This window comes from Streptomyces sp. NL15-2K, from assembly GCF_030551255.1.
GTDB lineage: Bacteria > Actinomycetota > Actinomycetes > Streptomycetales > Streptomycetaceae > Streptomyces.
The window spans coordinates 1,758,210-1,779,903 of record NZ_CP130630.1; the positions used below are offsets into that span (position 1 = coordinate 1,758,210).

Annotated in this window: 22 protein-coding genes; 15 read left to right on the forward strand and 7 right to left on the reverse strand. The window is 71.1% G+C overall.

The window, feature by feature from the left end; translation table 11 throughout:
* The first annotated feature begins 88 nt into the window (after window positions 1-88).
* The 6 genes from Q4V64_RS07355 (at window position 89) to mug (ending at window position 5,861) form a co-directional block, all read left to right on the forward strand.
* Window positions 89-1,543, forward strand: coding sequence for a hemolysin family protein (locus Q4V64_RS07355; protein WP_124444142.1), 1,455 nt, complete (start codon window positions 89-91; stop codon window positions 1,541-1,543).
* Window positions 1,540-2,562, forward strand: coding sequence for a hemolysin family protein (locus Q4V64_RS07360; protein WP_124444141.1), 1,023 nt, complete (start codon window positions 1,540-1,542; stop codon window positions 2,560-2,562). The genes Q4V64_RS07355 and Q4V64_RS07360 overlap by 4 nt, the downstream gene beginning before the upstream one ends.
* Window positions 2,563-2,628: 66 nt before the next feature.
* Complete coding sequence (locus Q4V64_RS07365) at window positions 2,629-3,411, forward strand: SGNH/GDSL hydrolase family protein (protein ID WP_124444140.1); 783 nt, start codon at window positions 2,629-2,631, stop codon at window positions 3,409-3,411.
* 6 nt (window positions 3,412-3,417) lie between these two features.
* A complete protein-coding gene (locus tag Q4V64_RS07370) occupies window positions 3,418-3,762 on the forward strand; it encodes a DUF4326 domain-containing protein (protein ID WP_124444139.1) in 345 nt (114 codons plus the stop codon).
* 114 nt (window positions 3,763-3,876) lie between these two features.
* Window positions 3,877-5,319 (forward strand): adenylosuccinate lyase, encoded by a 1,443-nt coding sequence (gene purB, locus Q4V64_RS07375; RefSeq protein ID WP_124444138.1) that lies wholly within the window; start codon window positions 3,877-3,879, stop codon window positions 5,317-5,319.
* Window positions 5,316-5,861 (forward strand): G/U mismatch-specific DNA glycosylase, encoded by a 546-nt coding sequence (mug, locus tag Q4V64_RS07380; RefSeq protein ID WP_124444137.1) that lies wholly within the window; start codon window positions 5,316-5,318, stop codon window positions 5,859-5,861. Before purB ends, mug begins: the two co-directional genes overlap by 4 nt.
* Window positions 5,862-5,865: 4 nt before the next feature.
* Here the strand turns inward: mug and Q4V64_RS07385 are convergent, their stop codons facing one another.
* The 3 genes from Q4V64_RS07385 to Q4V64_RS07395 all read right to left on the reverse strand — a co-directional run bounded on the left by Q4V64_RS07385 (window position 5,866) and on the right by Q4V64_RS07395 (window position 8,033).
* Window positions 5,866-6,306 carry a hypothetical protein gene (locus Q4V64_RS07385; protein WP_124444136.1) on the reverse strand — a complete coding sequence of 147 codons (441 nt, stop codon included), beginning with the start codon at window positions 6,304-6,306 and terminating at the stop codon, window positions 5,866-5,868.
* 64 nt (window positions 6,307-6,370) lie between these two features.
* Window positions 6,371-7,096: an ABC transporter permease gene (locus Q4V64_RS07390; protein ID WP_124444135.1), complete on the reverse strand. Its 726-nt coding sequence runs from the start codon at window positions 7,094-7,096 to the stop codon at window positions 6,371-6,373.
* 1 nt (window position 7,097) lies between these two features.
* On the reverse strand, window positions 7,098-8,033 hold the full coding sequence (locus Q4V64_RS07395; RefSeq protein ID WP_124444134.1) for an ABC transporter ATP-binding protein: 936 nt from the start codon (window positions 8,031-8,033) through the stop codon (window positions 7,098-7,100).
* A gap of 109 nt (window positions 8,034-8,142) precedes the next feature.
* Here Q4V64_RS07395 and Q4V64_RS07400 point away from each other — a divergent pair, with 109 nt between their 5' ends.
* From Q4V64_RS07400 to Q4V64_RS07410, 3 genes are all read left to right on the forward strand, one after another.
* Window positions 8,143-9,312: a histidine kinase gene (locus tag Q4V64_RS07400; protein WP_124444133.1), complete on the forward strand. Its 1,170-nt coding sequence runs from the start codon at window positions 8,143-8,145 to the stop codon at window positions 9,310-9,312.
* 28 nt (window positions 9,313-9,340) lie between these two features.
* The gene (locus Q4V64_RS07405; protein ID WP_124444132.1) at window positions 9,341-10,003 is read left to right on the forward strand and encodes a response regulator transcription factor; all 663 of its coding nucleotides are present in this window, start codon (window positions 9,341-9,343) and stop codon (window positions 10,001-10,003) included.
* Window positions 10,004-10,115: 112 nt separating this feature from the next.
* Window positions 10,116-11,273, forward strand: a complete 1,158-nt coding sequence (locus Q4V64_RS07410) for an ROK family protein (protein WP_124444131.1) — start codon at window positions 10,116-10,118, stop codon at window positions 11,271-11,273.
* 45 nt (window positions 11,274-11,318) lie between these two features.
* Here the strand turns inward: Q4V64_RS07410 and Q4V64_RS07415 are convergent, their stop codons facing one another.
* Window positions 11,319-12,080 carry a GntR family transcriptional regulator gene (locus tag Q4V64_RS07415; protein WP_124444130.1) on the reverse strand — a complete coding sequence of 254 codons (762 nt, stop codon included), beginning with the start codon at window positions 12,078-12,080 and terminating at the stop codon, window positions 11,319-11,321.
* 142 nt (window positions 12,081-12,222) lie between these two features.
* The gene (locus Q4V64_RS07420; protein ID WP_124444129.1) at window positions 12,223-13,110 is read right to left on the reverse strand and encodes an RNA polymerase sigma-70 factor; all 888 of its coding nucleotides are present in this window, start codon (window positions 13,108-13,110) and stop codon (window positions 12,223-12,225) included.
* A gap of 224 nt (window positions 13,111-13,334) precedes the next feature.
* Between Q4V64_RS07420 and Q4V64_RS07425 the strand changes: the two genes are divergently transcribed.
* Window positions 13,335-14,165 carry an alpha/beta fold hydrolase gene (locus Q4V64_RS07425; RefSeq protein WP_124444128.1) on the forward strand — a complete coding sequence of 277 codons (831 nt, stop codon included), beginning with the start codon at window positions 13,335-13,337 and terminating at the stop codon, window positions 14,163-14,165.
* Between the two features lie 29 nt (window positions 14,166-14,194).
* Here the strand turns inward: Q4V64_RS07425 and Q4V64_RS07430 are convergent, their stop codons facing one another.
* Together Q4V64_RS07430 and Q4V64_RS07435 are read right to left on the reverse strand one after the other, a co-directional pair.
* A complete protein-coding gene (locus tag Q4V64_RS07430; RefSeq protein ID WP_124444127.1) occupies window positions 14,195-15,064 on the reverse strand; it encodes an alpha/beta fold hydrolase in 870 nt (289 codons plus the stop codon).
* 119 nt (window positions 15,065-15,183) lie between these two features.
* Complete coding sequence (locus Q4V64_RS07435; RefSeq protein WP_124444161.1) at window positions 15,184-15,687, reverse strand: SRPBCC family protein; 504 nt, start codon at window positions 15,685-15,687, stop codon at window positions 15,184-15,186.
* Between the two features lie 250 nt (window positions 15,688-15,937).
* Between Q4V64_RS07435 and Q4V64_RS07440 the strand changes: the two genes are divergently transcribed.
* From Q4V64_RS07440 to Q4V64_RS07460, 5 genes are all read left to right on the forward strand, one after another.
* Window positions 15,938-16,534 carry a hypothetical protein gene (locus Q4V64_RS07440; protein ID WP_124444126.1) on the forward strand — a complete coding sequence of 199 codons (597 nt, stop codon included), beginning with the start codon at window positions 15,938-15,940 and terminating at the stop codon, window positions 16,532-16,534.
* A gap of 51 nt (window positions 16,535-16,585) precedes the next feature.
* Window positions 16,586-18,376, forward strand: a complete 1,791-nt coding sequence (locus Q4V64_RS07445; protein ID WP_124444125.1) for a tryptophan 7-halogenase — start codon at window positions 16,586-16,588, stop codon at window positions 18,374-18,376.
* 224 nt (window positions 18,377-18,600) lie between these two features.
* Window positions 18,601-19,056: a sigma-70 family RNA polymerase sigma factor gene (locus tag Q4V64_RS07450; RefSeq protein WP_348540794.1), complete on the forward strand. Its 456-nt coding sequence runs from the start codon at window positions 18,601-18,603 to the stop codon at window positions 19,054-19,056.
* Between the two features lie 45 nt (window positions 19,057-19,101).
* Window positions 19,102-19,725 (forward strand): hypothetical protein, encoded by a 624-nt coding sequence (locus Q4V64_RS07455; protein WP_253267332.1) that lies wholly within the window; start codon window positions 19,102-19,104, stop codon window positions 19,723-19,725.
* 375 nt (window positions 19,726-20,100) lie between these two features.
* A complete protein-coding gene (locus tag Q4V64_RS07460) occupies window positions 20,101-21,657 on the forward strand; it encodes an AarF/UbiB family protein (RefSeq protein ID WP_124444123.1) in 1,557 nt (518 codons plus the stop codon).
* The last annotated feature ends 37 nt before the right edge of the window (window positions 21,658-21,694 follow it).

Genomic DNA, 21,694 nt, shown 5'->3' on the forward strand with positions numbered 1-21,694 from the left:
GGTGTGAGCGTCCGCCCATGGGCGAGCCTCCCAGTACGCGACATCGCGCGTCTCCCTGCCCTGTCCGATCCTGGGAGGGGGTGAACCGATGACCGAAGTGCTGTTGTTGCTGGTGGCCATCCTCCTCTCGCTCGCCTGCGGCGCCTTCGTCGCGGCGGAGTTCTCCTTGACCACCGTCGAGCGCGGCGAGCTGGAGCGGGCCGTGGAGCGCGGCGAGCGGGGTGCCGCCGGGGCCTTGAAGGCCGTACGGAACCTGACCTTCCAGCTGTCCGGCGCCCAGCTCGGCATCACGGTCACCAACCTGGTGGTCGGCATGCTCGCCGAGCCCTCGATCGCCGCGCTGATCGCCGGCCCGCTGGAGTCGCTGGGCGTGTCCCGCTCGACGGCGAGCTCCCTCGCGCTGGTGCTGGGTACGGCCCTGTCGACGGTGTTCCTGATGGTCGTCGGCGAGCTGGTGCCCAAGAACTGGGCGATCTCGTCGCCGCTGGCCGTCGCCAAGACCGTGGGCAACGCGCAGCGCTGGTTCAGCGCCGCGTTCCGTCCCTTCATCACGCACCTGAACAACACCGCCAACCACGCGGTGCGCCGCTTCGGCCTGGAGCCCGCCGAGGAGCTGGCCTCCGCGCGCGGGCCGCAGGAGCTGGCGGCGTTGGCCCGGCACTCCGCCCGGGAGGGCGCGCTGGAGGCGGACACCGCCGAACTGTTCGTACGGACCCTGAACCTCGCCGACCTGACCGCCGAGAACGTGATGACACCGCGCGTGCAGGTCATCGCCCTGGACGCCCAGGCGACCTGCGAGGACGTGGCGAACGCGACCCGGGCGACGGGGCTGTCCCGGTTCCCGGTCTACCGCGGCAACCTCGACTCGGTCGTGGGTACCGCGCACATCAAGGACGTTCTGGCGGTGCCCGCCCATCGCCGGCTCCGCGTCCCCGTCTCCGAGTTGATGCGCGAACCGCTCCTGGTCCCGGAGTCGCTCACCGTGGACCGGCTGCTCGACCGGCTGTCCGGCAAGCGCACGATGGCCGTCGTCATCGACGAGTACGGCGGCACTGCGGGCGTGGCCACGCTGGAGGACATCGTCGAGGAGGTCGTCGGCGAGGTGCGCGACGAGCACGACCCGCACGAGACACCCGACCTGGCCCCGGCGGGCAGTGACGACGACGGCCACGCCCTGTACTCGGCGGACGGCTCCGCCCGCACCGACCAGCTCGCACGCGTCGGCCTGAGGGTGCCCGAGGGGCCGTACGAGACGCTGGCCGGCCTGGTCGCGACGGAGCTGGGCCGCATACCCGCCGTCGGTGACCGCGTCGAGGTCTCGGGCTGGAGGCTGGACGTGGTGGACGCGTCGGGCCACAGGGCCGCGCGTCTGCTGCTGCGCGCGCCGCTCGACGACGAGAAGGACGAGAAGGACGAGAGGGACGAGAAGGGCCAGAGGGACGCGCGGGACCAGAAGGGCCAGAGGGACGCGCGGGACCAGAAGGGCCAGAGGGACGCGCGGGACGAGAAGACGATTGACGACAAGAGGGGAGAGAGCCGGTGACCGCCGTCCAGTTGCTGATCGGTCTGGCGACCCTCGTCGTCAACGCCTTCTTCGTGGGCGCCGAGTTCGCGCTGATCTCCGTGCGCCGCAGCCAGATCGAGCAGTACGTCGAAACAGGGGCCGAGGGCGACCGGCGCGCGAAGAGCGTGCTGTGGGGTCTGGAGCACGTCTCGGCGCTGATGGCGGCCGCACAGCTCGGCATCACCCTGTGCACGCTGGTGCTGGGTGTGGTCGCGGAGCCGGCGATCGAGCATCTGCTGCAGCCGGTGTTCCACGCGGTGGGCGTGCCGGAGGGTGCGGGCCACGCGGTGTCCTTCGTGATCGCGCTGACCCTGGCGACGTATCTGCACATGCTGCTCGGCGAGATGGTGCCGAAGAACATCGCGCTCGCCGAGCCGGTGCGCAGTGCGCTGCTGCTCGGCCCGCCGCTGGTCGCCCTGTCCCGGGCGCTGCGCCCGGTGATCTTCACGATCAACGCCTTCGCGAACGCCCTGCTGAAGCTGCTGAGGGTCGAGACCAGGAACGAAGTCGCGGCCACCTTCTCGGACGCCGAGCTGGCCCGGATCGTGCGGGACTCCGGCGAGGCGGGCCTGATCGACGAGCGCGCGCGTGAGCGGCTGCACGACGCGCTGAAGCTGGGGCGCCGGCCCGTGCGGGACGTGGTGCTTCCGCTGGACCGGGTGGCGTACGTGACTCTGGGCGTCACGCCCGAGCAGTTGGAGGCGCTGTCGGCGGAGTCCGGCTACTCCCGCTTCCCCGTGGTGGACGAGGGGCGCCGCATCATCGGCTATCTGCACGTCAAGGACGCGCTGGACCAGACCCCGCGGGACCTGCCGTTCCGGTTGAAGGACATGCGGCCGATCGCCCGGGTGCGGGAGAGCACACCGCTGGACGACGTGCTCACGGCGATGCGCGGCAGCCGCACGCATGTGGCGGCCGTGCTGTGCGCGGACGGGCGGTTGACGGGTCTGGTGACCATGGAGGACGTGCTGCGGGAGCTGTTCGCGCAGCGGGCGTGAGCCGCGTGGGAGACCTCCGGGCCGACCGACCGGGGGGTATGGAACCGGGTTACCATCTCTGTCGCCATGCAGACGAATCCCACTCACACCAGCCTGGTCGCGGTCGGCGACTCCTTCACCGAGGGCATGTCGGACCTGCTGCCGGACGGCACCTACCGGGGCTGGGCCGACCTGCTAGCCGGGCGGATGGCGGCCCACTCCCCCGGCTTCCGGTACGCGAACCTCGCGGTGCGCGGCAAGCTGATCGGGCAGATCGTCGCCGAGCAGGTCGAGGTGGCGGCGTCCCTGGAAGCCGATGTGATCACGCTCGTGGGCGGGCTCAACGACACGCTCCGTCCCAAGTGCGACATGGGCCGGGTGCGCGGGCTGCTGACGGAGGCCGTCGAGCGGCTCGCACCGTCCTGCAAGCAACTGGTGCTGATGCGCAGCCCGGGCCGCCAGGGTCCGGTCCTGGAGCGCTTCCGGCCGCGCATGGAGGAGCTGTTCGCCTGCGTCGACGAGCTGGCCGAGCGGCACGGGGCGGTGGTCGTCGATCTGTACGGAGCGCCCTCGCTCGGCGATCCCCGGCTCTGGGACGTGGACCGGCTGCATCTGACGGCCGAGGGCCACCGGCGCGTCGCGGAGGCGGTGTGGCAGGGCCTGGGCTACGAGCCCGAGGACACCGAGTGGCGCACGCCGCCGCCCCTCACGCCGCCGCCCGGCTGGGTCGCTCGCCGGGTCGCGGACGTCCGGTTCGCCCGGCAGCACCTGCTGCCCTGGATCGGCCGACGCCTGACCGGCCGCTCGTCGGGCGACGGCCTGTCGCCGAAGCGGCCGGAGCTGCTGCCGTACGAAGGACCGACGGTGTAATCCGTCATGACGGCGACGCGGGTGGTCAATGTCAGGGGCCGACTCCACCAGTACGGCCCTCGGCTGGAGCACGCCCCCGAGGACCTCGTCTACGTCGGCCGGCGCTGGACGATGGGCGGCTGGGACCTGCCCCGGCACCCGCTGTACAACCCCTTCGCCTACGACACCCCGGCGAAGAGGCGCGACGGGACGCGGGCGGAGGTCATGGCGAAGTACCGGGCGTATCTGCTGGAGCGGCCGGAGCTGCTGGACCTGGTGCCTTCGTTGCGCGGGAAAGCGCTGGCCTGCTGGTGTGCGCCCGAGCTGTGCCATGCGGAGGTGCTGGCGGAGCTCGCGGAGACACTCGCGTAGGCCTGTCCTAGGCCTCCCGTCGGTCTCCCGTGGGGCTCGCGTGGGCCTCTTGTAGGTTCCGACGAAGACACCCGCGGCGCTGGCCTGCACAAACCGCCAGTAGAATCCGTACACGTGACTTCCGCTCCCGCCAAGCCCCGCATCCCGAACGTCCTCGCCGGACGCTACGCCTCCGCCGAGCTCGCCACGCTCTGGTCGCCCGAGCAGAAGGTGAAGCTGGAGCGGCAACTCTGGCTCGCCGTCCTGCGGGCCCAGAAGGACCTCGGGATCGAGGTGCCGGACGCGGCGATCTCCGACTACGAGCGTGTCCTCGACCAGGTCGACCTGGCGTCCATCGCCGAGCGCGAGAAGGTCACGCGGCACGATGTGAAGGCGCGGATCGAGGAGTTCAACGACCTCGCCGGGCACGAGCACGTCCACAAGGGCATGACCTCCCGCGACCTGACGGAGAACGTCGAACAGCTGCAGATCCGGCTCTCCCTGCAGCTGATGCGCGACCGTGCGGTGGCCGTGCTGGCCCGGCTCGGGAAGCTCGCGGGCGAGTACGGCGAGCTGGTCATGGCCGGCCGCTCCCACAACGTCGCCGCGCAGGCCACCACCCTCGGCAAGCGCTTCGCCACCGCGGCCGACGAGCTGCTCGTGGCGTACGGCAGGGTCGAGGAGCTCCTCGCCCGCTACCCGCTGCGCGGCATCAAGGGCCCGGTCGGCACGGCTCAGGACATGCTGGACCTGCTCGGCGGGGACGCCGCGAAGCTGGCCGATCTGGAGGGCCGGATCGCGCGGCACCTCGGCTTCTCGCAGGCATTCACCTCCGTCGGCCAGGTCTACCCGCGCTCGCTGGACTACGAGGTCGTGACCGCGCTGGTGCAGCTGGCGGCGGCGCCGTCCTCGCTGGCGAAGACGATCCGGCTGATGGCGGGCCACGAGCTGGTGACCGAGGGCTTCAAGCCCGGCCAGGTCGGCTCCTCCGCGATGCCGCACAAGATGAACACCCGCTCCTGCGAGCGCGTCAACGGCCTCATGGTCATCCTGCGTGGCTATGCCTCGATGACCGGCGAGCTGGCCGGTGACCAGTGGAACGAGGGCGACGTGTCGTGCTCGGTGGTGCGCCGGGTGGCCCTTCCCGATGCGTTCTTCGCCCTGGACGGCCTGCTGGAGACGTTCCTGACGGTGCTCGACGAGTTCGGCGCGTTCCCGGCGGTCGTGGCCCGCGAGCTGGACCGCTACCTGCCGTTCCTCGCCACCACCAAGGTGCTGATGGGCGCCGTGCGCGCGGGCGTCGGGCGTGAGCTGGCGCACGAGGCGATCAAGGAGAACGCCGTCGCCTCCGCGCTCGCGATGCGTGAGCAGGGCGCCGAGCGCAACGAGCTCCTCGACAAGCTGGCCGCCGACGAGCGCATCCCGCTCGACCGCGCCCAGCTGGACGTGCTGATGGCCGACAAGCTGTCCTTCACGGGCGCCGCGGCCGACCAGGTCACCTCGGTCGTCGGCCGGATCGAGGAGATCGTGAAGCAGCACCCCGAGGCCGCGGGCTACACCCCCGGAGCGATCCTCTGACGCGCTTCACCCCGCAGGAGTTGGAGGCCGCCCGCGACCGTCTCGTGCCGGACGTGGCCGCGGACGGTCTCCGCGTGCTGTTCTGCGGTATCAATCCGGGTCTGATGACGGCCGCGACGGGCCATCACTTCGCCCGTCCCGGCAACCGGTTCTGGCCGGTGCTGCATCTGTCCGGGTTCACGCCGAGGCTCATGAAGCCGTCGGAGCAGCGGGAGTTGCTCTCGTACGGGCTCGGCATCACCAACGTCGTGGCGCGGGCGAGCGCGCGGGCCGACGAGCTGAGCGCGGAGGAGTACCGGGAGGGCGGGCGGGTGCTCGCCTCGAAAGTGGCGCGGCTGCGTCCGCGCTGGCTGGCCGTGGTGGGCATCACCGCCTACCGGGCCGCCTTCGACGACCGCAAGGCCCAGGTGGGGCCGCAGGAGGGGACGATCGGGGACACGCGCGTGTGGGTGCTGCCCAATCCGAGCGGGCTCAACGCCCACTGGACCGCGCAGACGATGGCGGAGGAGTTCGCGCGGTTGCGGGTGGCGGCGGAGGCCTGACGGGTCACACCGGGTCGGTCTCCGTGACGACGGCCAGGAGTTGGACCTCGTCCGTCTCGTCCCGGTCGGCGACGGTTACGGCCACCCAGCGGCCGGTCCCCTCCGCCTCCCAGAGGTAGGCCACGCGTGCGCGTGCGCTGAGCATGGCCCACGGCTGGGGTATCTCCTCCATCTCGGTGCGCAGGAGGACCGTTTGCAGGTTCCAGGGGTCCGTGTGACCCCAGCGTGATGCGAGGCGTTCGTAGAGGGCGTCCCGGTACTTCTCGTACTGGTCCACCACGACCGCTCGTTCCGCGGGGTCTCCGCCCCGCAGCCCATGGCTGCCCTCTAACGCGGCGACGTGGTAACCGGGTCCCCCGATGCCGACGTCCGACGGGCCGTGCTCCGCGGGAAAAGGGCGGAAGCACAGCTCGTCGATGAGGGCGATGTGCCGCGCGATGTTCATGAGATCCAGTAAACCCGCACGGACTGACAATTGGCGGGGGGTCAGCAGGCCCCCGACATCGCGCTCATGCGTCCCGGCAGCGCACGCTCCACGCCCCCGCCGCCAGGGCCGCCACCGTCCACAGCGCGGTCACCGCGAGCCCCGCCCACGGACCGAGCGTCCCGTCGTGCGACTCGTACAGAACCACCTGTCCCGCCTTGTCGGGCAGGAAGTCGGTGAGACCGCCGACCGCGTCCCCGACCACGAACGAGACGACCAGGAGGAACGGGATCAGGATGGACAGCGTGGCCACCCCGCTGCGCAGCAGTGCCGCGAGGCCGGCCGCGAGCAACGCCATGAGGGTGAGATAGATCCCGCAGCCCACGACACCACGCGCCTGCTCGCCCACGCTGAGGCCGCTCGCCGCGTCATCGAGTCCCGCCCGGGCCGCGACAAGCGCGGCGAGGGAGGTCACCAGGCCGACGACCAGGGCGGGTGCGGCGATGGCCGCCAGCTTGGCCACGTACCACCGTCCGCGCTGCGGAACAGCGGCGAGCGACAGCCGGAGTCCACCCCCGTGGAACTCCGACGACACGGCCATGGCGCCGAAGGCGACGGCGGCGATCTGACCGGGAACGGCACCGGACAGCGCCATGTACAGCGGATCGAACTCGGGGTCGGACGTCTCGGAGACGCCCGCGATGGCGGAGAACGCCGTGGTCGCGGCGAACAGCGCGAACAGCGCCCCGCACAGCGAGCGCAGCGTGCGGATCTTCAGCCACTCGGAGTGGAGCGCGGGTGCGAACGTCATCTCAGGCCTCCTGCGGCTGCGTCACGGACGGCTGGGCGGTGAACTCGGTCTCGGCGGCGGTCAGATCGAGGTACGCCTGCTCCAACGTGGCCTCCTGGGAGGCCAGTTCGAGGATCGGCACGCCCGCGGCGGAGGCGAGACGGCCGATGTCCTCCACGCGCGCGTGGTGCACGGTCCAGTACCCGTCGGGGTGCTCCTCGGCGTCGTGACCGTGCCCGGCGAGGACGCTCTTGAGCGCGGTGGGGTCCGTCGTACGGATCCGTACGCTCGGCTGCACGCGCGCGTGGATGAACTCCCGCATCGGCGTGTCCGCCAGCAGGCGCCCCTTGCCGAGGACCACGAGGTGGTCGGCGAAGGACGCGGTCTCGTTCATGAGGTGGCTGGAGACCAGGACCGTGCGCCCCTGACCCGCCAGCCGGCGCAGCAACTCGCGGATCCAGATGATGCCTTCGGGGTCGAGGCCGTTCGAGGGCTCGTCCAGCATGACCACTTCGGGATCGCCCAGCAGGGCGGCGGCGATGCCGAGGCGTTGGCGCATGCCCAGGGAGTACGTCTTCACCCGCCGCCGCGCGACCGACGCGAGCCCTGTCTCCTCCAACACCTCGTCGACGCGGCTGTCCGGGATGCGGTTGCTCGCCGCCAGGGTGCGCACGTGGTCGCGGCCGGTGCGGGAGCCGTGGGCCGCCTGCGCGTCGAGCAGGGCGCCCACCTGCCGCAGGGGTTCGCGGAGCGTGGCGTAGGCGCGGCCGCCGATCGTGGCGGAGCCCGAGGTCGGCCGGTCGAGGCCTAGCACGAGCCGCATGGTGGTGGACTTTCCGGCGCCGTTGGGGCCGAGGAAGCCGGTGACGCGGCCGGGGAGGACGCGGAAGGTGAGGTGGTCCACGGCGCGCCGGGTGCCGTACTCCTTGGTGAGGGCTTGGACGTCGATGCTGGTCATGGAAGCAAGCCTCGCGGCCGGAGCGTGCCTGGGGCCTCCCCCGGCGGTGGAGATCGTCTCCCCCGTGCGGGGGAGGTCTGTTGTCAGTGGTGGCTGGCACGATGACGGAATGGTCCGCTTGTTGCGCCCGTTCGGCCGGGCGGTGACGTACACACGATGGCTGCACCTCTTCATGGCCGTCGTGTGGCCGGCCATGTGGTGGTACGTCTTCGACCCGTTGTGGGCCTGGTTCACGGCTGTCGTGCTGCTCGCGTTCGCGGGACTCGTGCCCGCGATGCGGACGGTCGAAGGGTTGCAGGCCAGGCTGTTACTCCTGGGCCAGCGGCACGACAGCCGAAGTGCGGAGATCGTCACCGCTCCGTCCGTCACCTGGGGCGACCGCGGGCGAACCACGCTGTGGTTGATGACCCGGCTGGCCGTGGGCTGTGCTGTCTCCTTCCTCACGATCCACCTCCCCATGCTCACCGACGATCTGGTGCGCACAGCTCAGGGGGGCAGTCCGGACCCGGCCACATTCATCCAGGTTCCAGGCCATCACTGGTGGTACACGCTGCTCACGCCGCTCCCCCCGATCGCACTGGCCGCCGTGGTGGTCGCCTCCGGACAACTGATCACCGGTATCGCCCAGCGCCTGCTCGGCCCCTCCCCCACCGAGCGCCTCGCCGCCCTGGAGGAGCGCACCGAGCAGCTGCTGGAACGCACGCGCATCGCCCGCGAACTGCACGACTCCATCGGCCACGCGCTGACCGTCGCCGTCGTGCAGGCCGGCGCCGCGCGGGCGGCCGGCGATCCCGCGTTCACCGACCGGGCGCTGAGCGCGATCGAGGAGACCGGCCGGGCCGCCCTGGAGGATCTGGAACGCGTGCTCGGGGTGCTGCGCGAGTCGGAGAAGCCCGTCAGCGGCCGGCCGACGCTCACGGACGCCGACCGGCTGCTGGAGTCCGCCCGTGCCGCCGGAGCGAAGGTCGACGCCGAACTGACCGGACCGTTGGACACCGTGCCGGGCCCGGTCTCCCGAGAGGGCTACCGCATCCTTCAGGAGTCGCTGACCAATGTGCTGCGGCACGCGGGAGCCGTCCCCGTCCAGGTGCGTGTGAAGGTCGCGGACCGCTCCCTCGACCTGGAGGTGCGCAATCCGCTCGCCGCCGGGATACCGGGGCCCGGGCGCGGCAGCGGTCTTCGCGGGATACGCGAGCGTGCGGCCCTGCTCGGGGGCCGCGCGCGGACCGGACCGGACGCGGGTGACTGGCAGGTGCATGTCGAGTTGCCGCTGCGCTGATCTAGTGCCCCAGCACTAGGCTGGCCGGATGCCGGTCACCGTTCTCCTCGTCGATGACGAACCCCTGGTCCGCGCCGGTCTGCGGGCCGTGCTGGAGGCGCAGCCCGATATCGAGGTCGTCGGGGAGGCGGCCGACGGGGCGGCGGTGATTCCGCTGGTGCGGCAGCTGCGGCCGGACGTGGTCGCCATGGACGTGCGGATGCCCCTGCTGGACGGCATCGAGGCCACGCGGGCGGTGCTGCGGACGGTCGAGGAGCCGCCGAAGATCCTCGTGGTGACGACGTTCGAAAACGACGAGTACGTGTACGAGGCGCTGCGGGCCGGCGCCGATGGGTTCCTGCTGAAGCGGGCCCGGCCCGCCGAGATCGTGCACGCGGTGCGGCTGGTCGCCGAGGGTGAGTCGCTGCTGTTCCCTGCCTCGGTGCGGCAGCTGGCCGCCGAGTACGGCGACGGCGGCGGCAACCGCGCGGCGCGGCAGGTGCTGGAGCGGGCCCGGCTGACCGAGCGGGAGGCCGAGGTGCTGCGGCTGATGGCCCGCGGACTGTCGAACGCGGAGATCGCCGCCCGGCTGATCGTCGGGACGGAGACGGTGAAGTCGCACGTCAGCGCCGTACTGGCGAAGCTGGGCGCGCGGGACCGTACGCAGGCCGTGATCACGGCGTACGAGTCGGGGTTCGTGGCGCCCGGCTGAGCGGTGCCGGAGCGCGGCGACGGTTCGGTGGCCTGTGGGTTCCGGCACTCGCCGGGGTTCGCCGCGCCGAGTACGATCCGGCCAACACGCGCACGAGCTGGGAGGACGGACGGTGGGGCGGCTGACCGGCGGGGATCCCTCGCTGCTGCGGAGGATCAACTCCGCGGTGGTGCTGCACGCGCTGCGTGCCACGGACTGCGCCACGCTCACCGAGATCACCCGGGTGACCGGACTGTCCCGGCCGACCGTCGAGGGCGTCGTCGAGGGGCTCATCGAGGCGGGGTACGTCGTCGAGAAGGCCGCCGACGAGAGCGTCGTACGGCGGCAGGGGCGGCCCGCGCGGCGGTTCCGGTTCCGGGCCGAGGCCGGACATCTGCTGGGCGTGGAGATCGGGGCGCACCGCGTCGCCGTGCTCCTCGCCGACCTGGACGGCCGGGTGATCGGCGCGCAGACCAAGGACGTCGACGAGACGGCGTCGGCGGACGAGCGCCTGGAGCGGCTGCGCACCGCGGTGGCCGAACTGCTGCGACGGGCCGGTGTCGCGCGCGGCTCCCTGCGGGCCGTGGGGGTCGCCACGCCAGGGATCGTGGAGGCGGACGGCACGGTACGGCTGGGCACCGCCCTGCCTCAGTGGACGGGGCTGCGGCTGGGCGAGCGGCTGAGCCGCTCCTTCAAGTGCCCGGTCCTGGTCGAGAACGACGCCAACGCCGCGGCGGTCGCCGAGCACTGGAAGGGCGCCGCGACCGAGTCCGACGACGTCGTGTTCGTCCTGGCCGGGCTCAGTCCGGGGGCCGGTTCGCTGATCGGCGGGCGGCTGCACCGGGGGTACGGCGGGGCGGCCGGGGAGATCGGCGCGCTGCATCTGCTGGGCCGGGAGGCGACGCCGGAGACGCTGCTGTCCACCACGGACGAGCCCCTGCACCCGCTGGACGAGCAGGCGGTCGCCAAGGTCTTCACGCAGGCCCGCGAGGGCGACCAGCGGGCCCGCGCGGCCGTCGACCGCTTCATCCAGCGGCTGGTGCACGACGTGGCGGCGCTCGTGCTGGCCCTCGACCCGGAACTGGTCGTCATCGGCGGCTGGGCGGTCGGCCTGGACGGCGTACTGGACCCGCTGCGGCGGGAGTTGGCGCGCTACTGTCTGCGGCCCCCGAAGGTGGCTCTGTCACTCCTGGGTGAGGCGGCCGTCGCGACGGGTGCGCTGCGGCTGGCGCTCGATCATGTGGAGGAGCAGCTGTTCGCGGTGGAGGGCACGGTGACCGCCCGCCGCTGACGGGCGGCGCCCCGGAAAGGGGCGCCGCCCGTACGGCGGTGTCGCTCAGGACGCCCGGCTCTCCGGCCCCGAGTGGATCTCCACGCCGCCGGAGTCCCCGAAGGTCAGCCGACACGTGTCAGCGCGGTACGTCGCGACGGAGAGTGCCGCGAGGCGTCCCTCGGCGAAGTAGCGGGTGGTGACGACGAGGACGGGCGCCCCGGGCAGCCGGTCCAGCTGCTTGGCGTCGTCCGCGCGGGCGGAGCCGAGCTCCACGGCGTTCTCCTGGCCCTCCAGCTCCAGCCGCTGCAGCTCGCGCAGCACCGCACGCGCGCGTGCCGCGCCGGACGGCGCGTCTATGGCGGAGAGCTCGGGCACCGACGTCCGCGTGATGTAGAGCAGCTCGGCGGCGACCGGCTGGCCGTGGGTCGTACGGGAGCGGCGGACCGTGTGCACGGGCTGCTCGTGGCCCGTCTCCAGGGCTGCGGCGACAGCCGCGGGCGGCACCTCCAGGGTGCAGTCGACGGGCTGCCAGACATCTCCGGCCGCGCCCGGCCACTCGTGTTGCTCCGTGCCGACGGCCACACCCATGCGCGGCGGGGCGACGGTCGTACCGACTCCTCGGCGGCGCTGGAGCCTGCCTTCCAGTTCGAGCTGCTCCAGGGCCTGGCGGAGCGTGGCGCGGGCCACGCCGAAGCGGGCAGCGAGGTCGCGCTCGTTGGGCAGGATCTCACCCACCGTGAACTCGGAGTCCAGTGCCTCACTGAGCACGGTCTTTAGATGCCAGTACTTCGGTTCCGGCACCGATTCCAGCTGCGTGGTCCCCACCCTGTCCTCCGCAATCGCCGTGGTCCGGCGGCGTTTTAGCGCCCTTGTTTATTAAAGGTTGTTGCACTTCTCTGCGACCATAGGACGGCCCTCACCCTTGGTCAAGACCAATCAAACGGAGGCCTCGGAGGCGGCCGGGACGTCAGACGGAGGCCAGGGACCGCAGCTTGTCGGGGTTGCGGATGATGTAGATGGACTGGATGCGGCCCTCCAAGACGTCCAGCTGGAAGACGGAGTCCGGCTTCTCCCCCGACAGCACCAGCAGCGCGGGACCTCCGTTGAGCTCCAGGAAGCGGAAGGACAGGTCCGGGGCAGCGCCCTTCTGGGCGGCACCGTGGACGAAGCGGCCCACCTTGTCCGCCGTCTCCAGGACCCGCAGCGGCGCCTTGGACTTGCCACCACTGTCGCCGACCAGGCGGACGTCCGGGGCCAGCAGGGACATCAGCCCTTCGAGGTCTCCCCCGTCGGCGGCGGCGAGGAACCGCTCGGTGAGGTCGCGGCGCTGGACGGGGTCGACCTCGTAGCGGGGGCGGCGTTCCTCGACGTGCTTGCGGGCCCGCCCGGCGAGCTGGCGCACCGCCGGCTCACCGCGCTCCAGCATGGCGGCGATCTCGGCGTACGGGTAGCCGAAGGCCTCCCTGAGGACGAACACCGCGCGCTCCAGGGGCGACAGCGACTCCAGGACGACGAGGACGGCGAGCGAGACGGTGTCGGCGAGCACCGCCCGCTCCGCGGTGTCGGGCACGGTGTCCCCGAAGTCGGTGACGTACGGCTCCGGCAGCCACGGGCCGACGTACGTCTCGCCGCGCGCCTTGACCTGCCGCAGCCGGTCGATGGCCAGGCGGGTGGTGATGCGGACCAGATAGCCGCGCGGTTCACGCACCTCGCCCCGGTCGGCGGCCGACCAGCGCAGCCATGCCTCCTGCACCACGTCCTCCGCGTCGGCCACGCGTCCCAGCATGCGGTAGGCGACACCCAGGAGGACGGGTCGGTGCTGTTCGAAGACGTCGGTCGCGGTGTCGGTGGTCACGGCTCCATCCCAGCCGACGCAAACGATCGTGTCCAGGCGACAGGACGTCGTGTCCCGACGACAGAACCACCCGCCACCGCAAGAGGCCGCCCGAACCACACGCACTGCAAGGTGCTGCTCGAACCACGCGCCAACACAAGGGGCTACCCGCCGGTAGCAATTGCTGACAAGCTGTCTACGCCGCGGTCGTCCAGTCGTCCATGAGTCCGTCGAGGAGCAGCCCCATGTCCGCCACCGTCTCCTTCAAAGTGCCCTCCGCCCGGGGCGCCCAGCCGGTCACCGTCTCCTACACGCGCGCGGGCAGAGGTGAACCACTGCTCCTGCTGCACGGCATAGGTCACCACCGGCAGGCCTGGGATCCGATAGTGGACATCCTGGCGACCGAGCGCGACGTGATCGCCGTGGACCTCCCCGGGTTCGGCGTGTCCCCCGGCCTGCCGGAGGGCCTCGCCTACGACCTGCCGACGACCACCACGGTGTTCGGGGCCTTCTGCGAGGCGCTGGAGATCGACCGGCCACACGTGGCGGGCAACTCGCTCGGTGGTCTGCTCGCCCTGGAGCTCGGCCGCGAGAACCTGGTGCGGTCGGTGACGGCCCTGTCCCCGGCCGGATTCTGGACGCAGGCCGAGCGGCGCTACGCCTTCGGCGTGCTCATCGGGATGCGGCGCATGGCCGAGCGGATACCCCTCCCGCTGGTCGAGCGGATGGCGCGCACGGCGGCCGGTCGCGTGGCCCTGACCAGCACCATCTACGCCCGCCCGACCCGCCGTTTGCCCGAGGCCGTCGTCGCCGAGACGCTCGCGCTGGCGAAGGCCACGGGCTTCGCCGAGACCCTCAGGGCCGGCACCGCCGTCCAGTTCACCGACGACGTCCCCGGCATCCCGGTCACCGTCGCCTGGGGCACGAGGGACAGACTGCTCGTACGGCGCCAGGGCGTGCGCGCCAAGCAGATCATCCCCCGGGCGCGGCTGGTGCGGCTGCCCGGCTGCGGCCACTGTCCGATGAACGACGACCCGGCGCTGGTCTCGCGGGTCATCCTCGACGGCAGCCGCTGAGGGGCAGCCCCAGACGGCTCGCCCGCGGCTCAGGAGCCGAGAGCTTTGAGGACCTCCTTCAGGACCGTGGGGTTGTAGGGCATGGCGGCGTGCGCGGTGTGGTCGTCGGGGGCGAGATCCTGAAGGACGATGTTCGTGACGTGGTGGCCCTCGGTCTCGGCCAGCAGGCACGAGGTGTACGGGGTGACCACGTCGTCGTACCGGGTGGCGATGACGGTGTAGCGGACGCCCTCCACGGTTTCGCCGAGGTCGGCGAGTTCACGCTGGAAGGGGTCGTCGTGCTGCAACTGGACCCAGGCCGGCACGGTCACCTCGACGGCGCCGTGCTCGACGAGTTCCCGCGCGCCCGGGATCTGGCGGGCGAGGTTCACCAGACCCTGGGCGGTGATGCCGTGGTTGCTGGGGGCGATGCCGACGAGGTGGTGCACGTTCGGGGCGCCGCCCAGCTCGCTGAGGTAGTAGCGCGGCATCATGCCGCCCTGGGAGAAGCCGACCAGGTCCACCTGCCGTGCTCCCGTGCGGCGCAGTACCTCGTCGACGAAGGCTCCGAGCTGCCTGGCGGACTCCTTGATGTCGCCGAGGCCGAAGAGGACGGGGTTGAGATGGTGGCCGTAGTCCGGGCGGAAGACCCGGTAGCCGTGCTGCCGCAGTAAGGGCGCGGCCTGGGTCCAGGTGTAGCCGCGGTTGCCGAAGGTGCCGTGCACGAGCACGACGGGGCGTGGGTGTTCTTCGGTCAGGGGGAGGTTCCAGTCGTCCTCTCCCGCCTCCACGTCGACGGTGGCGATGATCTGGGCGGCGCCGGCCTGGGCGAGTCCGCCCACGCGGTGGGGCGCCTCGGTGATGTCGGTGACGATGTCGTCCGTATTGATTCCAGGAATGCGAGGGTTCGGGAAGCTCATGTTTCTCAGTCTCGCGTCCACGAAAAGCGGCAACGATCCCTCGATCGAGGGAAAGAATTCCCTCCATGGCGTATATAGGGCACGCATTTTCGAATGCGTTGCCGTACGGGCGAGGGGAGTCACACGGCCCATCGCGGCGCCAGTCGGGCGGTCGCCGCACGCAGCAGTCGCACGTACCGGCTCCATCTGACCGGGCGGGCCACCCGGCCGGTCAGGGCCCGCTCGGCGCAGTCCAGGCTGTGCTGGAACGCCGCGTCGTGCAGGGGGCGGAAGAACAGCAGCCAGCCCAGCCAGCGCACCCCTTGCGGACGCAGGACCAGCGTGTTGCGCAGGACCGTACGTCCCTGGTCGAGGCGTTCGACACTGAATTCGTGGAAGCCCCTGAAGCCCCGGGGGCCGGTGAACCGGAAGCGCACCCAGTGACCGGGCACGTAGTGGCTCACCACGTACCGCACCGGTCCGTGCCCGCCACGGACGCCGACGGCCAGCGGCCGTTCGAAGCGGACGGGAGGCCAGTCGGGCGGCCAGAGGCGGTCGTTGTCGCAGCCGAGGGAGTCGATCAGGGCGCCGACAGCCTCCTGCGGGGCAGGGAGCGTGCGTTCATGGACGTTGAGTACGGCGATCACAAGTTGGTGGCTGCCCGTCGGGACTGACCGATAAGCGTCGCTGCGGAGAGGAAAAGGATCTTCCGCTTCAACTGCCTTTCGGCGGGCCTGCCTTGTACTGCCGTATTCATGCGCGAGGCCCTGGAGGGTCGAAGATCGGCCAAGGTTGATGCGACCGGCGAAACGCGGAGGGGGAAACGGAACCCGAGCGTAAAGAGAGATGAGATAGGCGCAACAAGCCAGACGAATATGCGAGGGGGAGCAGGACATGGCCGCAAGACGCGGTGTTCCACGGGAGGCGCTGGCGGGTCCATGGCGCCCGCTGCTCGTCCAGCCTCCGCTGGCGGAGTTGCTCGGTGACCCCCTGGTGGACGCGGCGCTGGTGGAGATGGGCCGGGTCCTTCCGCCGCGCATCGCGCTGCATTCGCTGCGGACGTTCCTGCTGGCCGACGCCGGCGCGCGGGTGCGGGGGATCGGCTACGACCGGACCGGTCTGCTCGCCGCCGCGGTGTTCCACGACACCGGGCTGACGGGGGGCGCGGTGCGGGTGCGGGGTGGATTCCCCTGCCGTTCGGCCGAGTTGCTCGACCGCTTCCTGGCCGGACACGGGGTGGACGACGGGCGGCGCGGGACGCTGACCCGCGCGGTCCGCGAGCACATGCGCCCCGTCCCCGCGCGGGACGCCGGCCCCGAGGCGCGGCTGCTGCACTTCGGGGCCTGGCTGGACGTCACCGGTCGTGGTTTCCGCCAAGTCCCCGGCGAGCGGCGGCGGTTGACCGAGCTCGCGCCCACGCCCTGGTTCGCCGTCTCGTTCTCCGCGCGGGTGGCCGCCTGCGCGGTGCGGCGGGCGCTGCCGGCCCGATGACCACCCGCACGCCCGGCCACCCGTTCCTCCCGTCCTGAAAGGACCGCAGACATGCAAGACGACCAGCGTGTTTTCGATGTCGCCATCGTCGGAGGCGGCATCGGCGGGACGATGCTGGGGGCGATCCTCGCGCGCCACGGCGTGCGCGTGCTGCTTCTGGAAGGAAGCGGTCACCCCCGGTTCGCCATCGGAGAGTCCACCGTTCCGGAGACCACCTTCGGCCTCAGGGTCCTGGCCCGCCGCTACGACGTCCCGGAGATCGAGCACCTGGCGACCAACGGGGCGCTGCGCCGCCACGTGTCGTCGAACTGCGGAATCAAGCGGAACTTCAGCTTCGTCTATCACCGCGAGGGGGAGCCCACCCGCGCCGCGGAATGCACCCAGTACCCGACCTGGGGCCCGCCGCTCGGGCCCGACTCGCACTACCTCCGGCAGGACGTGGACGCCTACATGTTCCACGTCGCCGTCTCGTACGGCGCGACCGCCCACACCCACACCGTCGTCGACGACGTGAAGTTCGACGAGGACGGCGTCACGCTCGTCACCCGGGAACGGGGTACCTTCCAGGCGTCGTACCTGGTCGACGCCGGAGGGATGCGGGCCGTCCTGCCCGAACGCCTGGGGCTGAGGCAGGAACCGCCGTACCGCACGCGGTCGCGCACCATCTTCACCCACATGGTGAACGTCAAGCCCTTCGACACCGTGGCGCCCCCGCGCGAACAGCACAAGATGCCGAGCCCGTTCAGCCAGGGCACCCTGCACCACCTCTTCCAGGGCGGCTGGTTCTGGGTGATCCCGTTCGACAACCACACGTCGAGCACCAGCGAGCTGTGCAGCGTCGGCGTCAATCTCGACCTCGACCGGTATCCGCGCCCCGAGGGGGTCTCCGCGGAGGAGGAGTTCTGGAACCATGTACGGCGGTTCCCCAGCGTCGCCCGGCAGTTCGAGCGGGCGCGGTCGGTACGGCCGTACGTCTCGACCGACCGCACCCAGTTCTCCTCGCGGTCGGTGGTCGGCGACCGGTGGTGTCTGCTGCCGCACGCCGGCGAGTTCATCGACCCGCTGTTCTCCAGCGGACTCGCGGTCACCGTGATGGCGCTCAACGCGCTGAGCCACCGGCTGATCGACGCGGTGCGGCAGGACGACTTCGACACCGCCCGGTTCTCCTACCTGGAGCACTGGATCAAGCGGATGTTCCGGTTCTACGACGACCTGGTGTCCTGCAGCTATCTGTCCTTCGACGACTTCGAGTTGTGGAACGCCTGGAACCGCGTGTGGACCATCACCACGCTCTACGGGACCAACGCCCAGAACCAGGCCGCCGTGACCTTCGAGAAGACCCACGATCCGACCTGCTTCGACGCGCTGGAGACGCCTCCCTACCGGGGTCTTCAGGGCGTCGACAACCCGTGGGTCGAGCGGCTCTTCGACCAGGCGCGCGACGCCGTACTGGCGTACGGCGCCGGTGAACTGACGAAAGATCAGGCGATCGCCCGCATCTACGACCTGCTGCGCGAGAGCGAGCTGTGCCCGGCGGTGTGGGGGACCCTCGACCCCGAAGACCGCTGCCCCGCCGGGGTGTTCACCCTCTGGCCGCTGATGAAGATCCTGCTGTGGGGCAAGTTCCGCTCACCACGGCACGTCCGGGGCGCCTACTTCACCGGCGGTGCGCGGCTCGTGGGCAAGGAGGCGGTGCAGGCCTACGGCACCGAGCTGCGGCGCAGCACGTCCCAGGTGCACCAGACCGTGCGGGACATGTGGTTCAACTGGAACCGCGACTGGGCGCGGCGGCCGGCGCCCCGCCCGGAGAATCCCGGCGGGGAGCTTCATATGCAGAAATGACAACGAAAGGAAAAACATTCCTGCGCCATTCATAATGGAAAAGTCGCGGTTTGCCGCCGCAGCACCTCGGGTAAGAAAACCATACGGCCGAGAGATAAATTCCGGTCCGGTCCCCTTGCTTATCCGAGAGACAACGGGCTGCTATCCATATGGCGCAACATTCCACCTGCCCATCGCCCGCCCCATGCTCCTGGGAAGAGATTTTCCAGCACCAGGACCGCCTGATGCGGCTGGTTCGCCGAAGACTCCCGAGTTATCAGGACGCCGAGGACTGCGTCCAGGAAACGATGGCACGCGCGGCCTCGCACGCCGCGCTGGACAGAAACCGGCTCGGCCCCTTCCTCACCTCCGTGGCACTCCGCCTGTGCATCGACTACTACCGCGACATGGAGCGCCGTAGCCGCCTCTTACAGCGCGCGGCGCTCCTGGACGATCCCGGGACCACCGAGGAGGACGTCTGTGACGAGGACTTCGGCCGGTGGCTCATGGACCAGGTCCAACTCCTGCGCGGCCGGGAACAGGAAGTGATACTCGCCCGCGTCGCCGGGATTTCCACCGCGGAATTCGCCCGCATAAACAACATCTCCATCAAGGCGGCCGAGGCCGCTTTCACCAGAGGTCGGGCGCGCCTGAAAACGGTTTGCGCAAAAGCCATGGAAGGCCGCACGGGACAGCCGTAATCGGCGTCCGCACACATCACGCACTCACCGAAAGGAAACCGGTTCATGGCCAGCAACAAGAACATGCAGGATATCCTCAAGGACCTCGTGGGCAATATGGCCGACAGCAGCAAGGAGGCCTTCGACGACATTCTCAACCGGCCGGAGAAGTCGACGTCGTCCGGCTCCGGGAATCCCGTCGAGACGCTGGCCGGTCTGCCCGCGAACGCGCTCGGCGCCCTCGCCGGGGTGGTCAATCCGGCGGCGGCGCTCGCGGGCGCCGCGAACCCGCTGGCGGCGCTCACCGGCGCCGCGGGCGCGGCCAATCCGCTGGCCGCACTCACCGGAGCGGCGGGGGCAGTGAATCCGCTCGCCGCGCTCACCGGCGCGGCTGGCGCCGCCAATCCACTGGCCGCACTCTCGGGAGCGGCCGGGGCGGCCAACCCGCTGGCGGCTCTCGGTGGTGCCACCGCCCCGCTCGCCGCGCTCGGCGGTGCCGCGAGCGCGGCCGGCGGGCTCGGCCAACTGGCCGGGGGCGTCGGCCAGTTGGCCGGAGGGGTCGGGCATGCCGCGGAGGGTGTGGGTGATCTGCTGTCGCTGCCGGCGCAGCTCACCCAGTTGCTGGAGCTGCTCCCGAAGCTCATCCAGGCGCTGCAGAGCCAGGCCGGCAACCAGTCCGCCGCCGGCTGACCGACCGTGCGTCCGTCCCGCTCGACCTGTTCCGCCGCGCGCATCCGCCGGCGCCCCCGGACCCGGATCCCGGCCTGGGGCCTGGGGCCTGGGGCCTGGGGCCTGGGGCCTGGGGCCTGTCAGGCGGATCAGGTCGCAGGACATCGGCTGTGCTCCGTCAACGCCGGTGAGCGGGGCGACGGGGGTGGCCCCCGCGCGAGAGTGTTCGAGCGTGGGGGAGCCTCCAGTTGCAAGGCGGAGGAGGGAGCCGACGTGGTGCGTCGGCGAGTGACGACAACGCCGCAGATGGGCGCCCGCCGCGGAGCGGCCGGTGTCACTGCGACCCCGCGTCCGCGGCCTGATCCGCCGGACAGGCCCTGAGGAGGCTCACACACGATGGCGTCCGTCGTCGGCGATCGGTTGCGGCTCGTGGTCAAGGTCCTGGGAAGCCTCGTCGCCGACGAGGTGGGCCAGGCCACACGGCTGCGCAGACACTCGAAACGGGGCGAACCACCGCACCCGGCGGAGGCCGCCGAGGCCTCCGCCGGGGCCGAACGCAGGCGGGCCAAGGCGGTGCGCCACGCGCTGGAGAGCCTCGGCCCCTTCTATGTGAAGCTGGGTCAGATCCTGTCCACCCGGCCCGACATGGTGCCCCAGTCCATCAGGGACGAACTGCAGAACCTGCACGACCAGGTCGACGTCCAGCCCTTCTCGGTCTTCGAGCCCGTGCTGGCGGGCGACCTCGGGCCGGACTGGAAGCTGCGGTTCGACGACATCGACACCGTCGCCCCGCTCGGGGCGGCCTCCCTCGCCCAGGTCTACCGGGTGACGCTGCCCGGCGGCCGGCCGGCCGTGGTCAAGATCCAGCGGCCCGGCATCCGCGAGGGGGTGCTCGCGGACATGGCGCTGATGCGCCGGGCCTCCCGGATCGTGGCCCGCGTGGCACCCCGGTTCAACGAGGTCATCGACATCGAGGCGATGCTCGGCTCCGTCTTCGACGCCATGGAACCGGAGCTGGACTTCACCGGCGAGGCCCGCAACATGGACGAGGCCCGGGAGAACATCCGGCCCTTCCGTACACTGGAAGTGCCCCGCGTGCTGTACGCCGGTCCGCGGGTCCTGGTCCAGTCGCTGGCTGGGGGCACGTCGGTACGGCACATCGACCGCGCCCACTTCACCGACGACGAGCGCATCGAGATCGGCAAGGACCTGCTGCGGTTCATGTACCACGGGTACTTCGTCCACCGCATGTTCCACGCCGATCCGCACGCGGGCAACGTCTTCGCGGTCCCCGGCGGACCCGCGACGCTGATCGACTGGGGCATGGTCGGCCGTCTCGACCGCCGTACCAGTCTCCAACTGCTGCCCCTTTTCATGACGTTGGCGCAGAACGACGGAGCCGGCCTGGCGCACCACTGGGCGGAGATGGGGCGGATGACGGCGTGGTCCAACATGCCGGCGTTCGCCGCGGACATGGCCGCGTTCGTGCCGAAGGTCTCCCATCTGTCCCTGGAGGACATGAACTTCGGCGTCTCGCTCACCACCGTGCTGGCGAAGGCGACCAAGCGGGGCATCGGGTCACCGCCGGCGGTCTCCCTGCTCGGCAAGTCGTTCGCCAACCTCGACGGCTCCGTGCGCTGCCTGGCGCCGGAGATCACGCTGCCGGAGGTGTTCCAGGGCGAGGTGCCGAAGATCCTCTTCGCGCTGGGCCGCGAGTTCCTCGGCCGCCATCAGTTCGCCCGCAACTCCATGGAGTTGATGCTCGCCGCCGTCACCAGCCCCGAGCAGCTGCGCGGGGTCCTCGGCGACCTGGCCAACCGCCAGTTCGCCCTCAACGTCCACGAGCCCCGCACACCCACCGCGATGGGCGGCCAGCGGCCCGTCCGCCCCTCCGGCGGCCTGCTGGCCCTCGGTGCGCTGGCGTACCTGCTCGGCCGTCGCAGCTCCGGCTGAACCGCGAAAACGCACCACGACCACACACGGAGGTCCC